At 70.3% G+C, this 14,993-nt stretch carries 11 protein-coding genes; all 11 read left to right on the top strand.

Annotation, left to right across the window (positions count from 1 at the left end):
• Nucleotides 1-25 precede the first annotated feature (25 nt).
• The 11 genes from nuoF to lysS all read left to right on the top strand — a co-directional run bounded on the left by nuoF (nt 26) and on the right by lysS (nt 14,954).
• Complete coding sequence (nuoF, locus tag J2S44_RS16900) at nt 26-1,342, top strand: NADH-quinone oxidoreductase subunit NuoF (RefSeq protein WP_310414561.1); 1,317 nt, start codon at nt 26-28, stop codon at nt 1,340-1,342.
• A 100-nt stretch (nt 1,343-1,442) separates the two neighbouring features.
• Nucleotides 1,443-3,926, top strand: a complete 2,484-nt coding sequence (locus J2S44_RS16895) for an NADH-quinone oxidoreductase subunit G (RefSeq protein ID WP_310414558.1) — start codon at nt 1,443-1,445, stop codon at nt 3,924-3,926.
• Nucleotides 3,926-5,275 carry an NADH-quinone oxidoreductase subunit NuoH gene (gene nuoH, locus J2S44_RS16890; RefSeq protein ID WP_310414555.1) on the top strand — a complete coding sequence of 450 codons (1,350 nt, stop codon included), beginning with the start codon at nt 3,926-3,928 and terminating at the stop codon, nt 5,273-5,275. The genes J2S44_RS16895 and nuoH overlap by 1 nt, the downstream gene beginning before the upstream one ends.
• Before the next feature lie 10 nt (nt 5,276-5,285).
• Nucleotides 5,286-5,855, top strand: a complete 570-nt coding sequence (gene nuoI / locus J2S44_RS16885; protein WP_310429729.1) for an NADH-quinone oxidoreductase subunit NuoI — start codon at nt 5,286-5,288, stop codon at nt 5,853-5,855.
• 70 nt (nt 5,856-5,925) lie between these two features.
• Complete coding sequence (locus tag J2S44_RS16880; RefSeq protein WP_310414552.1) at nt 5,926-6,672, top strand: NADH-quinone oxidoreductase subunit J; 747 nt, start codon at nt 5,926-5,928, stop codon at nt 6,670-6,672.
• Nucleotides 6,673-6,972 carry an NADH-quinone oxidoreductase subunit NuoK gene (nuoK, locus tag J2S44_RS16875; protein ID WP_307241413.1) on the top strand — a complete coding sequence of 100 codons (300 nt, stop codon included), beginning with the start codon at nt 6,673-6,675 and terminating at the stop codon, nt 6,970-6,972.
• Nucleotides 6,973-7,033: 61 nt separating this feature from the next.
• Nucleotides 7,034-8,902: an NADH-quinone oxidoreductase subunit L gene (nuoL, locus tag J2S44_RS16870; protein ID WP_310429727.1), complete on the top strand. Its 1,869-nt coding sequence runs from the start codon at nt 7,034-7,036 to the stop codon at nt 8,900-8,902.
• Nucleotides 8,899-10,425 carry an NADH-quinone oxidoreductase subunit M gene (locus J2S44_RS16865; protein WP_310414549.1) on the top strand — a complete coding sequence of 509 codons (1,527 nt, stop codon included), beginning with the start codon at nt 8,899-8,901 and terminating at the stop codon, nt 10,423-10,425. The genes nuoL and J2S44_RS16865 overlap by 4 nt, the downstream gene beginning before the upstream one ends.
• 2 nt (nt 10,426-10,427) lie before the next feature.
• Nucleotides 10,428-11,960: an NADH-quinone oxidoreductase subunit NuoN gene (gene nuoN, locus J2S44_RS16860; protein ID WP_310414546.1), complete on the top strand. Its 1,533-nt coding sequence runs from the start codon at nt 10,428-10,430 to the stop codon at nt 11,958-11,960.
• Between the two features lie 76 nt (nt 11,961-12,036).
• A complete protein-coding gene (locus tag J2S44_RS16855; protein WP_310414544.1) occupies nt 12,037-13,032 on the top strand; it encodes a polyprenyl synthetase family protein in 996 nt (331 codons plus the stop codon).
• Between the two features lie 173 nt (nt 13,033-13,205).
• Nucleotides 13,206-14,954 (top strand): lysine--tRNA ligase, encoded by a 1,749-nt coding sequence (lysS, locus tag J2S44_RS16850; protein WP_310414542.1) that lies wholly within the window; start codon nt 13,206-13,208, stop codon nt 14,952-14,954.
• Nucleotides 14,955-14,993: the final 39 nt, after the last annotated feature.

Genomic DNA, 14,993 nt, shown 5'->3' with positions numbered 1-14,993 from the left:
GCTTTTCGGACTCTCGGGAGGAACGGTGACCTCTCCTCGACGTGAGGTGCTGGAGAAGCTGACTCCGGTGCTGACCAAGCGCTGGCTTTCGCCGGACGCGTGGGATATCGACGTCTATGAGCGGTTGGACGGCTACGCGGCCCTGCGCAAGGCGCTCGACGTCCACCCAGATGATCTTATCCAATTGATCAAGGATTCGGGGCTTCGCGGGCGAGGTGGTGCGGGCTTCCCGACCGGCCTGAAGTGGGGCTTCATCCCGCAGGGCGACGGCAAGCCGCACTACCTGGTGATCAACGCCGATGAGGGCGAGCCCGGGACCTGCAAGGACCTGCCGCTGATGACGCACGACCCGCACGCGCTGGTCGAGGGCGCAATCATCGCCTCCTATGCGATCCGGGCCGAGCGCGCGTACATCTACATCAGAGGTGAGGCAGTTCACGCCGCGCGGCGTCTGCGGAACGCGGTCGACCAGGCCTACGCCCGGGGATATCTCGGACAAAACATCCTCGGGTCGGGTCTGAACCTCGACCTGGTCGTGCACAGCGGTGCCGGCGCGTACATCTGCGGCGAGGAGACCGCGCTGCTCGACTCGCTGGAGGGCTTCCGCGGCCAGCCCCGGCTGCGGCCGCCGTTCCCGGCCACGCACGGGCTCTACGCCAGCCCGACCGTGGTCAACAACGTCGGGACGATCGCCAGCGTGCCGTACATCGTGCTGGGCGGCGCCGCCTGGTGGAAGAGCATGGGCACGGAGAAGTCGGCCGGCCCGATGATCTACTCGCTGTCCGGGCGGATCAACAACCCCGGCCAGTACGAGTGCGGCCTCGGCATCACGCTGCGCGAGCTGATCGAGCTGGCCGGCGGCATGCAGCCGGGGCACGAGCTGAAGTTCTGGACGCCGGGCGGCTCGTCCACGCCGCTGCTGGCCGCGGAGCACATCGACACCCCGATGGACTTCGAGGGCGTCGCCGCGGCCGGGTCGATCCTCGGCACCACGGCCACCCAGATCTTCAGCGACCAGGACTGCCCGGTCTACGCGACGTACCGCTGGCTGGAGTTCTACCACCACGAGTCGTGCGGCAAGTGCACCCCGTGCCGCGAGGGCAACTACTGGATGGTCCGGGTGTTCCGCCGGATCCTGGCCGGCGAGGGCACCCACGCCGACCTGGACACGCTGCTGGACACCTGCGACAACGTGCTCGGTCGCTCGTTCTGCGGCCTCGGCGACGGCGCGACCAGCTCGGTGACGTCCTCGCTGAAGTACTTCAAGCAGGACTACCTGGACTACATCGAGGGCCGGAAGGCGCCTCGACTCTCCGCCAAGCAGCTGGTGGGGGCCCACTGATGGGTGCGAGGAGTGCAGCGGCGCCGTCGGCACCGCAGCTGAGTATCGGGACGGGACCGCGAAGCGGAGCCCCGCAGTCGCCCATCCGGGAGGCACGGTCATGACGGATGTAGCGAAGAAGGCCGACACCGTCACGCTGACGATCGACGGCATCGAGGTGACCGCGCCGAAGGGCGCGCTGCTGATCCGGGTCGCGGAGCAGCTCGGGATCGCCATCCCGCGCTTCTGCGACCACCCGCTGCTCGCCCCGGCCGGCGCCTGCCGCCAGTGCCTGGTCGAGGTGGAGGGGCAGCGCAAGCCGGTCGCGTCGTGCACCCAGACCGTCGCGGACGGCATGGTCGTGAAGACGCAGCTCACCTCGCCGGTCGCCGCGAAGGCGCAGGGTGGCGTGATGGAGCTGCTGCTGATCAACCACCCGCTCGACTGCCCGATGTGCGACAAGGGCGGCGAGTGCCCGCTGCAGAACCAGGCGATGTCGACCGGCCGGTCCGACTCGCGCTTCGTCGAGCAGAAGCGCGAGTACCAGAAGCCGATCAACATCTCCAGCCAGGTGCTGCTGGACCGCGAGCGCTGCGTGCTCTGCCAGCGGTGCACGCGGTTCTCCGAGGAGATCGCCGGCGACAAGTTCATCGATCTGATGGACCGGTCGTCCGGGGAGCAGATCAACACGTACCGGGACGACTTCTTCGGCGGCACCGGGACCGGTGACGTCACGTCCGAGGGCGACGTGCTGTTCAACTCGTACTTCTCCGGCAACACCGTGCAGATCTGCCCGGTCGGCGCGCTCACCGGTGCGCAGTACCGCTTCCGGGCCCGGCCGTTCGACCTGGTCAGCACGCCGAGCGTGTGCGAGCACTGCTCGGCCGGCTGCGCGATGCGCACGGACTGGCGGCGCGGCAAGGTGATGCGGCGGCTGGCCGGCGACGACCCGGCGGTCAACGAGGAGTGGAACTGCGACAAGGGCCGGTGGGGCTTCCGGTACGCGACCGCGTCCGACCGGCTCACCAACCCGCTGATCCGGGAGAACGGCGAGCTGCGCGAGGCATCGTGGAGCGAGGCGTTCGCGGTCGCGGCCGACGGGCTGCGCGCGGCCCGGGACGCCGAGCGGGGCATCGGCGTGCTGACCGGTGGCCGGCTCACGGTCGAGGACGCGTACGCGTACGCGAAGTTCGCCCGGGTCGCGCTGCGGACGAACGACATCGACTTCCGGGCCCGGCCGGTCTCCCCCGAGGAGACCGACTTCCTGGCCTCGTCCGTGGTCGGCCGGACCGACGTGCAGTACAGCGACGTGGACACCGCGCCCGCCGTGGTCTTCGCCGGGCTGGAGCCGGAGGAGGAGTGCCCGATCCTCTTCCTGCGGGTCCGCAAGGCGTTCACCAAGCGCCGGCTGCCGGTGCTGGCGCTCGCGCCGTTCCTGTCCCGCGGCTTCGAGAAGCTGGGCGCGGTGCTGGTCGGCACCGTGCCGGGCGACGAGGCGCGGCTGCTCGGCGAGGACGCGTCGGTCGCGTCCGCGCTGTCCCAGCCGGGCGCGATCCTGTTCGTCGGCGAGCGGCTGGCCGGCGTGCCGGGTGCGCTCTCCGCGGCGGCCGCGCTCGCCGACCGTACCGGTGCGAAGCTGGCCTGGGTTCCGCGACGGGCCGGGGACCGGGGCGCGATCGACGCCGGGTGCCTGCCGCACCTGCTGCCCGGCGGCCGGCTGGTCACCGAGGCGGCCGCGCGCGCGGAACTCTCCGCGGCCTGGGACGTCGAGCCCGGCGTGATCCCGTCGATCCCCGGCCGGAGCACCGACGACATCATCGCGGCGGCCGCCACCGGCCGGATCGGCGCGCTGGTCGTGGCCGGTGTCGACCCGGCCGACCTGGCCGACCCGCGACAGGCCGAGGCCGCGCTGGACGCGGTGCCGTTCCTGATCAGCCTGGAGCTGCGGGCGACCGCGGTCACCCGGCGCGCGGACGTGATCTTCCCGATCGCGCCCGTGGTGGAGAAGGCCGGGTCGTTCGTGGACTGGGAGGGGCGGCTGCGCACGTTCGAGGCCGTGCTGCGCACCACCGCGATGACCGACGCGCGGGTGCTCGACGCGCTCGCCGCCCAGCTCGGCACCGCGCTGAACACCGGTGACGTCAACGAGGTCCGCCGTGAGCTGGGCAGTCTGCCGGTCACCCGGGCGCGGCGCCCGATGGCCCCGGCGGTGGCCCCGGTCGCTCCGGCCCAGCCGGGTGAGCACGAGGCCGTGCTCGCCACCTGGCACCAGCTGATCGACCTGGGCTCGCTGACCGACGGCGACGAGCACCTCAACGGTACGGCCCGGCCGCCGGTGGTCCGGCTGTCCCGCGGCACGGCCGCCGCGCTCGGCGTGCGCGACGGCGCGCCGGTCACGGTCGGCGCGGAGCGCGGCTCCGTCACGCTGCCCGTGCTGATCACCGAGATGGCCGACGGCGTCGTCTGGCTGCCGACGAACTCGCCCGGCTCGACCGTGCGGCGCTCGCTCGGCACGGCCGGGTCGATCGTCCGGCTGTCCGCGGCGGCATCACCGAACGGGGCCGGCCCGCTCCTGGCCCAACGCACCGCGGGAGGTGACTCGTAATGGATCCCACGCTCCAGACCTTCGAGAACGACGTCTGGTGGATCGCGCTGATCAAGGTGCTCGGCGTCTTCGTCCTGCTCCTGCTGCTGACGCTGTTCACCATCAACTACGAGCGCAAGGTCGTGGCCCGGATGGCGGTCCGGCCCGGACCGAACCAGGTCGGGCCGAAGGGCTGGCTGCAGAGCCTCACGGACGGCCTGAAGCTGCCGTTCAAGGAGGAGATCATCCCGCGTACCGCGGACAAGGTGATCTACTTCATCGCCCCGGTCATCTCCGCGACCTGCGCGTTCACCGCGTTCTCGGTCATCCCGTTCGGCCCGGTGGTCTCGATCTTCGGGCAGCAGACCGCGTTGCAGGTCACCGACGTACCGGTCTCCGTGCTGGTCGTGCTGGCCTGCGCGTCGATCGGCATCTACGGCGTGGTGCTGGCCGGCTGGGCGTCCGGGTCGACGTACCCGCTGCTCGGCGGCCTGCGGTCGAGCGCCCAGATGATCTCGTACGAGGTTGCGATGGGTCTGTCGATCGTGGCGGTCTTCATGATGGCCGGCTCGATGTCGACGTCGCAGATCGTGGCGGCGCAGGCGAACGGCCGCGAGGTCGCGCTGTTCGGGCTGGAGTTCACCGCGCCCGGCTGGTACGCGATCCTGCTGGCCCCGAGCTTCGTCATCTACGCGATCTCCGCGGTCGGTGAGACGAACCGGGCGCCGTTCGACCTGCCCGAGGCGGAGTCCGAGCTGGTCGGCGGCTTCCACACGGAGTACTCGTCGTTCAAGTTCGCGCTGTTCTTCCTGGCCGAGTACATCAACATGATCACCGTCTCGGCGCTCTGCACCACGCTCTTCCTGGGCGGCTGGCGGGCGACCTGGCCGATCACGCTCTGGTCCGGCGCGAACACCGGCTGGTGGCCGCTGATCTGGTTCCTGGCGAAGGTGCTGCTCTGCCTGTTCGTCTTCATCTGGCTGCGGGCCACGCTGCCCCGGATGCGCTACGACCAGTTCATGCGGTTCGGGTGGAAGGTCCTGATCCCGGTCAACCTGGTGTGGATCCTGCTGCTCGCCACCGTGCGCGTGCTGCAGACCTCGGACCTGGGCTCGCAGACCCGCTGGACGCTGATCGGCGGTGCCGTCCTCGTGGTGGTGCTGGTCGCGGTGCTCTGGCCGTCCGGAAAGAAGGCCGCCGCGCCGAGCCTGGCCGACCAGGTCGCGGCCCGGCCCCAGGGCAGCTTCCCGCTGCCGCCGCTCGACCTGCAGGTGCCGCCGAGCCCGCGCGCGGTCCGCCAGGTCGCGCAGCGCCAGCCGGCGGACGTCTCGTCCTCCGAAGACAACTCCGCTGAGAAGAGTGAGGTGTGACGTGGGCGTGATGGACCCCTTCAAGGGCTTCGGCGTGACCTTCTCGCACATGTTCCGGAAGGTCATCACCACCGACTACCCGTTCAAGCCGCCGGTCTCCGCGCCGCGCTACCACGGCCGGCACATCCTCAACCGGCACCCGGACGGCCTGGAGAAGTGCATCGGCTGCGAGCTGTGCGCCTGGGCCTGCCCGGCCGATGCGATCTTCGTCGAGGGTGGGGACAACACCGAGGACGAGCGCTACTCGCCCGGTGAGCGGTACGCGAAGAACTACCAGATCAACTACGCGCGCTGCATCTTCTGCGGGCTCTGCATCGAGGCCTGCCCGACCCGTTCACTGACCATGTCGAACGAGTACGAGCTGGCCCGCGACAACCGGCAGGACCTCATCTTCACCAAGGAGCAGCTGCTCGCGCCGCTGCTGGAGGGGATGAGCAAGCCGCCGCACGCGATGTTCCTCGGCGACACCGAGAAGGACTACTACGTCGGCGCGCTGGAGAACCCGGGCACCTCCGCCGGGGCCGAGCGTGCCCCCTGGTCCGACGCGGGCACCGCGGACGCGGCGGGGAGTGCGGCATGAGCGAGCTTGCGAACGAATCATCGGCTCAGCGCCGACCACACGGACACCGCAGCGGTGAGAGGAGTCCGGCATGATCACCGAGCTCTCCGGCGGGGAGACCGCGCTGTTCTGGATCCTGGCGCCACTCGCGGTGATCGGCGCGCTCGGCATGGTGCTGGCCCGCAACGCGGTGCACTCCGCGCTCTGGCTGGTCGTCACCATGCTGTGCCTCGGCGTCTTCTACGTCGCCCAGGCCGGCCCGTTCATCGGCATGGCCCAGATCATCGTCTACACCGGCGCGATCATGATGCTGTTCCTGTTCGTGCTGATGCTGGTCGGCCGGGACGCGTCGGACTCGCTGATCGAGACGTTGCGCGGCCAGCGGGTCGCCGCGATCGTGCTCGGTCTGGGCTTCGCCGGCCTGGTCGGCGCCGGCCTGTCCCGCGCGCTGGCCGGCACCGGCGCGGTCGGCCTGGCCGCGGCGAACGAGGGCGGCAACCTGCAGGGCATCGCGAGCCTGCTGTTCACCAGGTACGTCTTCGCGTTCGAGGTCACCTCCGGGCTCCTGATCAGCGCCGCGGTCGGCGCGATGATCCTGGCGCACGTCGAGCGGGCCAAGGGCGAGAAGCCGTCGCAGGTGGAGCGGATGAAGGCCCGGTTCGCGCCGGGCAGCTACCCCGGGCCGAAGGCCGGCCCCGGCATCTTCGCCACCTCGGACTCGGTCGCCACGCCGGCCCGGCTGCCGGACGGCACGTTCGCCGAGCGCAGCATCTCGAAGATCCTCCCGGTCCGCGAGCTGACCTCCCAGGAGTCGGCGCCCAAGGGGACGGAGAAGTAGATGTCACCCTCCGCCTACATCGTGCTGTCCGCGATCCTGTTCACGATCGGCGCGTCCGGCGTGCTGATCCGCCGCAACGCGATTGTGCTGTTCATGTGCATCGAGTTGATGCTCAACGCCGCGAATCTCGCGCTGGTCACCTTCAGCCGGATCAACGGAAACCTCGACGGCCAGATCATGGCGTTCTTCGTCATGGTCGTCGCGGCCGCCGAGGTGGTGGTCGGCCTGGCGATCATCATGTCGATCTTCCGGACCCGGCGTTCCGCGAGCGTCGACGACGCCAACCTCCTGAAGTACTAAGGGGCCGACTGTGGAACAACACACGGTGGAGTACGCCCAGGCCACGGGGCTGCTGGGGCAGATGTGGCTGCTGGTGGCGATCCCGCTGGCCAGCGCCGCGGTGCTCCTGCTGCTCGGCCGCCGCGCCGACCGCTGGGGCCACTGGCTCGGCGTGCTGGCCCCGGCGGCGTCGTTCGTCCTCGGGCTCGTCCTCTTCGCGCAGCTGCGCGGGCTGGAGAACAAATCCGTCGAACTGTCGCTGTGGCAGTTCATCGACGTCTTCGCGCTGCAGGTCGACTTCGGTCTGCTCTACGACCCGCTCTCCGCGGTGTTCGTGCTGCTGATCACGGGCGTCGGCTCGCTGATCCACCTGTACGCGGTGGAGTACATGCGCCACGACGAGGGGCGTCGCCGGTTCTTCGGCTACTTCAACCTCTTCGTCGCGGCCATGCTGCTGCTGGTGCTCGGCAACAACTACGTGATGCTCTACGTCGGCTGGGAGGGCGTCGGTCTCGCGTCGTACCTGCTGATCTCGTTCTGGTACACCAAGCCGGCCGCCGCGACCGCGGGCAAGAAGGCGTTCCTGATGAACCGGGTCGGCGACGCCGGCTTCGCCATCGCCATCTTCCTGATGTTCGCGGCGCTCGGCACCACGCAGTACGACGAGGTCTTCAACGGCGTCTCGGCGCTCAGCGCGGGCATGGTGCTCGCCATCGGCCTCCTGCTGCTGCTCGGTGCGACCGGCAAGTCCGGCCAGTTCCCGCTCCAGGCCTGGCTCCCGGACGCGATGGAGGGCCCGACCCCGGTCTCCGCGCTCATCCACGCGGCCACCATGGTCACCGCGGGCGTCTACCTGATCGCCCGCTCCAACCCGGTCTTCTCCGCGAACACGACGCTGCAGACCACGGTCGTCGCGATCGGCGCGCTGACGCTGGTGATCGGCTGCATCATCGGCTGCGCCAAGGACGACATCAAGCGCGTGCTGGCCTGGTCGACGGTCTCGCAGATCGGCTACATGTTCCTCGGCGTCGGGCTCGGCGGCGGGGCGTACGCGCTGGCCATCGTGCACCTGCTGGCGCACGGCTTCTTCAAGGCCGGCCTGTTCCTCGGTGCCGGCTCGGTGATGCACGGGATGAACGACCAGACCGACATCCGGCGGTTCGGCGGGCTGGCGAAGCACATGCGGATCACCTGGGCCACGTTCGGCCTCGGCTGGCTGGCGATCATCGGCATGTTCCCGTTCTCCGGCTTCTTCTCCAAGGAACCGATCATCGCGGCCGCGTTCGAGCGGGAGGACTGGACGGCCTGGCTGTTCGGCGGCGCCGCGCTGCTCGGCGCCGGACTGACCGCGTTCTACATGACGCGGCTGTTCGTGCTCACCTTCCACGGCCCGAAGCGCTGGACGGCCGATGTGCACCCGCACGAGTCGCCCACGTTGATGACGGTCCCGCTGATCCTGCTGGCGGTCGGGTCGGTCGCGTCCGGTTTCCTGCTCTCCACGAGCGTGCCGGACTGGCTCACGCCGACGCTCGGCACGCACGAGGGCGAGCACCACGCGGTCCTGTCGCACACGGTCATCACGATCCTGTCGCTCGGCGTCACCGTGCTCGGCGCGGGTCTGGCCTGGCTGCTGTTCCGCAACGGCACGCAGGAGCAGGAGCAGCCCGCGGGCGTGCTGGTCACCGCGGCCCGCCGGAACCTCTACGCGGACACGTTCAACGAGTGGGTGTTCGAGCGTCCCGGCCTCTACCTGACCCGCGCGCTGGTGTTCCTCGACAACCGGGGCGTCGACGGTGTGGTCAACGGGCTCGCGGCCGCGGTGGGCGGCGGGTCCGGCCGGCTGCGGCGGATGCAGACCGGCTTCGTCCGCTCCTATGCCATGTCGATCCTCACCGGCGCGCTGGTGGTCACGGCGGCGTTCGTCGCGCTGCAGTTGGGGTGGTTGGTGTGAGCTCCTTTCCCTACCTGTCGGTGCTGACCGTGGCGCCGCTGGTCGGCGCGCTGGTCGTGGCGTTCCTGCCACGCAGCCGGCCCGAGCTGGCGAAGTGGCTCACGCTCGCCTGGTCGCTCGGCATCCTGGCGCTGACCGTGGCGCTCTGGGTCGCGTTCGAGGCCGGCGGCGAACGGCTCCAGCTGCGCGAGTCGTACCCGTGGATCCCCGGCTGGGGCGCGAACTTCACGTTCGCGGTGGACGGCATCGCGCTGGTCATGCTGATGCTGATCGCGGTGCTGGTGCCGATCGTCATCCTGGCGGCCTGGCACGAGGCGGACGCCAGTGGACGGTCGGTGCCGGTCTACTTCGCGCTGCTGCTGGCCCTGGAGTCGACGATGATCGGCGTCTTCGCGGCCGCCGACGTCTTCCTCTTCTACGTGTTCTTCGAGGTCATGCTGGTGCCGATGTACTTCCTCATCGGCTCCTACGGCGGTGCCAAGCGGCAGTACGCGGCGGTCAAGTTCTTCCTCTACTCGCTGGTCGGCGGCCTGTTCATGCTGGCGGCCGTGGTCGGGCTGTGGGTGGCCGGCGGCAAGACGTTCGACTGGGCGGCGCTGACCCAGATCGACATGTCGACCGGGACCGAGCGGTGGCTGTTCCTCGGCTTCTTCCTCGCGTTCGCGATCAAGGCGCCGTTCTTCCCGTTCCACACCTGGCTGCCGGACGCCGGCGGGGTGGCGCCGGCCGGCGCGGGCGCGCTGCTCGTCGGGATACTCGACAAGGTCGGCACGTTCGGCATCCTGCGGTACTGCCTGCCGCTCTTCCCGGACGCGTCCCGGTACTTCGCGCCGCTCGCGCTGGTGCTCGGCGTGATCGGCATCATCTACGCGGCGCTGCTCGCGGTCGGGCAGAACGACCTCAAGCGGCTCGTGTCGTACACGTCGATCGCGCACTTCGGCTTCATCGGCGTCGGCATCTTCGCGTTCACCACCCAGGCCGGTACCGGCGCGGTGCTCTACATGGTCAACCACGGCCTCGCCACCGGCCTGCTCTTCCTGGTCGTCGGCATGCTGGTGGCCCGTCGCGGCTCCGCGTTGATCACCGACTTCGGCGGCGCCGGCAAGTACGTCCCGATCCTGGCCGGTGTGCTGTTCTTCGCCGGCCTGGCGTCGCTGGCGATGCCCGGGACCGCGCCGTTCGTCTCCGAGTTCCTGGTGCTGGTCGGCACGTTCACGGTGAACAAGCCGATCGCGATCATCGCGACGCTCGGCATCGTGCTCGCGGCCGCGTACGTGCTCTGGATGGTCCAGCGCACCGTGCAGGGCACCCCGAACCCGGCGCTGGCCGAGGTCGAGGGCATGCGCCGGGACATCACGCTGCGCGAGAAGGTCGTGGTCGCGCCGCTGATCGCGATGATCATCGTGTTCGGCTTCTACCCGAAGCCGATCACCGACGTCATCAACCCGGCCGTGCAGGCCACCATGCAGGACGTCGGCGCGACGGACCCCGCACCCACGGCGATCACCGAGGCGGCGAAGTGACCATGGACGAACTCAAGGCACCATCCATCGACTACGCGGCCGTCGCGCCGATCCTCATCCTGTTCGGCGCCGCCTGCCTCGGCGTGCTCGTCGAGGCGTTCGTACCCCGGCGGGCGCGGCACGCGGTGCAGCTGAGCCTGGCCCTGCTCGGCACGGTCGCCGGGCTGGTCGTCGTGGTCACCCAGGCCTCGACCCGGGCCACCACGGCCGCCGGCGCGCTCGCCATCGACGGTCCCGCGGTCTTCCTGCAGGGCGCGATCCTGGTGCTCGCGCTGGTGTCACTGCTGCTCATGGGCGAGCGGAAGCTGGAGGCCGGCGGCGCGTTCGTGCCGCAGGCCGCGATCACGGTCGGCTCCGACGCGGACGTCCGGCAGGCCGCCCGCGCGCCCGGCCTGACCGAGGTCTACCCGATCGCGCTCTTCGCGATCGCCGGCATGCTGCTCTTCGTGGCCGCGAACGACCTGCTCACCATGTTCATCGCGCTCGAGGTCTTCTCGCTGCCGCTCTACCTGCTCTGCGCGCTCGCCCGCCGGCGGCGGCTGCTCAGCCAGGAGGCCGCGCTGAAGTACTTCCTGCTCGGGTCGTACGCGTCCGCGTTCTTCCTGTTCGGCGTGGCGCTCATCTACGGCTTCGTCGGCGCGGTCGACTTCGGCAGCATCCACGCCGCGGCCGCCGAGTCCGACCGCGACCCGCTGCTGCTCTACGCGGGCCTGGCGATGCTCTCCATCGGCCTGCTGTTCAAGACCGCGGCGGTGCCGTTCCACGTCTGGACGCCGGATGTCTACCAGGGCGCGCCGACGCCGATCACCGCGTTCATGGCCGCGTGCACCAAGGTTGCCGCGTTCGGCGCGCTGCTGCGCGTGCTCTACGTCGGGTTCAACGGCCTGAGCTGGGACTTCACGCCGATCCTGGGCGTCATCGCGGTGCTCACCATGATCATTGGTGCGGTGCTGGCGGTGACGCAGACCGACATCAAGCGGCTGCTGGCCTACTCGTCCATCGCGAACGCCGGGTATCTGCTGGTCGGCGTGCTGGCCAGCGGCGAGGCCGGGCTCGCCAGCACCATGTTCTACCTGGTCGCCTACGGGTTCACGGTGCTCGGCGCGTTCGCCGTGGTGATGCTGGTCCGGGACGCGGACGGCGAGGCCGGTCACCTGTCCCGCTGGGCCGGGCTCGGCCGCCGGTCACCGTTGATCGCCGGGCTCTTCACGTTCATCCTGCTCGCGTTCGCCGGGATTCCGCTGACCAGCGGATTCATCAGCAAGTTCGCCGTGTTCGGCGCCGCGATCGAGGGCGGGCAGACCTGGCTCGTGATCGCCGGTGTGATCAGCAGCATCGTGCTCGCGTTCCCGTACCTGCGGGTCGTGGTCATGATGTGGCTCTCCGACCCGAGCGAGGCCACGCCGACCGTCTCCGTCCCCGGCGTGTTCACCACGGTCGCGCTGACCATCGGTGTGGCGATGACGCTGCTCCTCGGCGTGGCCCCGTCCCTGCTCCTGGACCTGACCAGCGGCGCCGCCGAGTTCGTCCAGTAGCGCCGTGTTCCCCCACAGGGCTGGCCTGCCACGCATATGGCATCGTAGAGTCGTGGCAGGCCTTACCCCAGGTGCAGTGCATGCGAGCGGGATCGACTTCGTCGACCCCGCCATCGAGGCGTCGGTGTCGGCGATCCTCGAGGAGGTCGAGGCCAGTCTCCGGGACAGCGTCGACAGTGCGGATCCGCTGGTCCGCGAGGCGTCGATGCATCTCGTCTCGGCCGGCGGCAAACGCTTCCGGCCGCTGCTCGTCGCGGTCGGCGCCCACCTCGGCGACCCGACCGAGGCGCGCGTGACCCAGGCCGCGGTGGTCATGGAGATGACCCACCTCGCCACGCTCTACCACGACGACGTCATGGACGAGGCCGCCGTCCGGCGCGGTGCGCCCAGCGCGAACAGCCGCTGGACGAACTCGGTCGCGATCCTGGTCGGCGACTACCTGTTCGCCCGCGCGGCGGACATATCGGCCGACCTGGGCACCGAGGCGGTCCGGCTCCAGGCGCGGACGTTCTCGCAGCTCGTGCAGGGTCAGCTGGCCGAGACCGTGGGTCCGCGCGACGGCGACCCGATCGCGCACCACCTCAAGGTCATCGAGGACAAGACCGCCTCGCTGATCGCCACGTCCGCCCGGTTCGGCGGTCTCTTCGCCGGTGCGCCGGCCGAGCAGGTCGACGCGCTCGCCGGCTACGGCATATCGATGGGCATCGCGTTCCAGCTCTCCGACGACCTGCTGGACATCGCGTCCGAGTCGATCCAGTCCGGCAAGACACCCGGCACCGACCTGCGCGAGGGCGTGCCGACGCTGCCGGTGCTCTACGCACTGGCGTCGGACGACGCGGACGCGGCCTCGGTCCGGCTGCGCGAGCTGCTCTCGATGGGCCCGCTGGTCGACGACGCGCTGCACGCGGAGGCGCTCGGCCTGCTGCGCGAGTCGCCGGCGATGAAGCGCGCGCGGGAGACGGTCCGCGCCTACGCGGACGAGGCCCGCAACCGGATAGCGGTCCTGCCGGAGGGCCCGACCCGCCGCACGCTCGAGGGCCTCTGCGACTTCATCTCCGACAGAACCTCTTAAAAACCTTCAAAGCGGATATTCCCGCTTCCGGCGTGGTCCGGCCCGCACGCTCCCGCGGGCCGGCGGTGCCGTCGTCGGTCACCGAAACCCCGCCCGGCGTCGCCCAGCTGCGGGTCGGGCGATGTGATCGGGGACAATGGCCGTGTCGGTTCTCCGGGAGGGTGTAACAGGTCGTGGCTGCTGGCAGCGATGTTGACTGGGTCAATCGGTTCGCGGACGAGGTGATCGCCGAGGCGGAGCGTCGTGCGCCGGGCAAGCCGATCGTCTGTGCGAGCGGGCTCAGCCCGTCCGGGCCGATCCACCTCGGAAACCTGCGCGAGGTGATGACGCCGCATCTGGTGGCGGACGAGATCCGCCGGCGCGGCCACGACGTCGTGCACATCATCTCCTGGGACGACTTCGACCGTTACCGGAAGGTGCCGGTCGGCATCGCGGGCGTCGACGAGAGCTGGGCCGAGCACATCGGCAAGCCGCTGACCCGGGTTCCGGCGCCGGCCGGCTCGGAATATCCGAACTGGGCCGCCCACTTCAAGGCCGCGATGATCGAGTCGCTGGCGGAGCTGGGCGTGGAGTACCGGGGCATCAGCCAGACCGAGATGTACACCTCCGGTGCGTACCGTGACCAGGTTCTGCTCGCCATGCGGGAGCGGGGCCGGATCGATGCGATCCTGGACCGCTACCGCACGAAGAACCGGGACGGTGCCGCGCCGAAGAAGGGCCCCAAGCAGCAGGGCCCGAAGCTGGACGAGGCCGACCAGGCCGCGGCCGCCGACGCCGCCGAGGGCTCGGGAGCGGCCGGCGAGGACGACGGCGCGACCGCGACCGGCTACTACCCGTTCAAGCCGTTCTGCGCGGAGTGCGGCAAGGACTTCACCACCGTCGTGGCGTACGACGACGACAGCACCGAGCTGACCTACACCTGCGTCTGCGGGCACACCGCGACCGTGCTGTTGAGCGAGTTCACGGACGGCAAGCTGGTCTGGAAGGTCGACTGGCCGATGCGCTGGGCGCGCGAGGGCGTCGTCTTCGAGCCCTCCGGCGTGGACCACCAGTCGCCGGGCAGCTCGTTCGTGGTCGGCGGCCAGATCGTCACCGAGATCTTCGGCGGCGAGCAGCCGATCGGGCCGATGTACGCGTTCGTCGGCATCTCCGGACAGGCGAAGATGTCCAGCTCCAAGGGGGGCGTGCCGACGCCGGCCGACGCGCTGGAGATCATGGAGGCGCCGCTGCTGCGCTGGCTGTACGCGCGCCGCCGGCCGAACCAGTCGTTCAAGGTCGCGTTCGACCAGGAGATCCAGCGGCTCTACGACGAGTGGGACGCGCTGGAGAAGCGGATCGCGGCCGGCGAGGCGAACGAGGTGGACGCGGCCGTGCACGCCCGGGCCGCGAGCACCGCGGCCGGAGTGCTGCCGGTGACGCCGCGGCCGGTGTCGTACCGGACGCTGGCCAGCGTCGCGGACATCACCACCGGCGACGAGGGCCAGATGCTGCGAATCCTGCACGACCTGGACCCGGCGGCGCCGATCACCGGCCTGGCCGAGGTGCGCCCGCGGCTGGACCGCGCCGCCACCTGGGTGGCCACGTACGTGCCGGCCGAGCAGCGCACCCGCCTGCGGGACGAGCCGGACCTCGACCTGATCAAGAGCCTGGACGACACCCAGCGCGAGTCGCTGCGGCTGCTGGTGGCCGGGCTGGACGAGCACTGGTCGTTGGACGGCCTGACCACGCTGGTCTACGGCGTGCCGAAGGTGCTGGCCGGGCTGCCGCCGGACACCAAGCCGACGCCGGAGCTGAAGGTGGCGCAGCGGTCGTTCTTCGCGCTGCTCTACCACCTGCTGGTCGGCCGGGACACCGGCCCGCGCCTGCCCACGCTGCTGCTCGCGGCCGGCGCCGACCGCGTCCGCCGGCTGCTGTCCGCCTGACGTCCCGTTCCGTCGTCGAGGCGTTCCCCGTGTCGTTCC

The sequence above is a fragment of the Catenuloplanes niger genome, assembly GCF_031458255.1.
In the GTDB taxonomy this organism is placed as follows: Bacteria; Actinomycetota; Actinomycetes; order Mycobacteriales; family Micromonosporaceae; genus Catenuloplanes; species Catenuloplanes niger.
This window is presented reverse-complemented; position numbering and strand designations above follow the sequence as displayed.

Bases quoted from the DNA above. Each gene is read 5' to 3' on its own strand.
- nuoN (WP_310414546.1), top strand. From the start codon at position 10,428: ATGGACGAACTCAAGGCACCATCCATCGACTACGCGGCCGTCGCGCCG.
- J2S44_RS16880 (WP_310414552.1), top strand. From the start codon at position 5,926: ATGATCACCGAGCTCTCCGGCGGGGAGACCGCGCTGTTCTGGATCCTG.
- nuoL (WP_310429727.1), top strand. From the start codon at position 7,034: ATGTGGCTGCTGGTGGCGATCCCGCTGGCCAGCGCCGCGGTGCTCCTG.
- nuoK (WP_307241413.1), top strand. From the start codon at position 6,673: ATGTCACCCTCCGCCTACATCGTGCTGTCCGCGATCCTGTTCACGATC.
- nuoI (WP_310429729.1), top strand. From the start codon at position 5,286: ATGGACCCCTTCAAGGGCTTCGGCGTGACCTTCTCGCACATGTTCCGG.
- nuoH (WP_310414555.1), top strand. From the start codon at position 3,926: ATGGATCCCACGCTCCAGACCTTCGAGAACGACGTCTGGTGGATCGCG.
- J2S44_RS16895 (WP_310414558.1), top strand. From the start codon at position 1,443: ATGACGGATGTAGCGAAGAAGGCCGACACCGTCACGCTGACGATCGAC.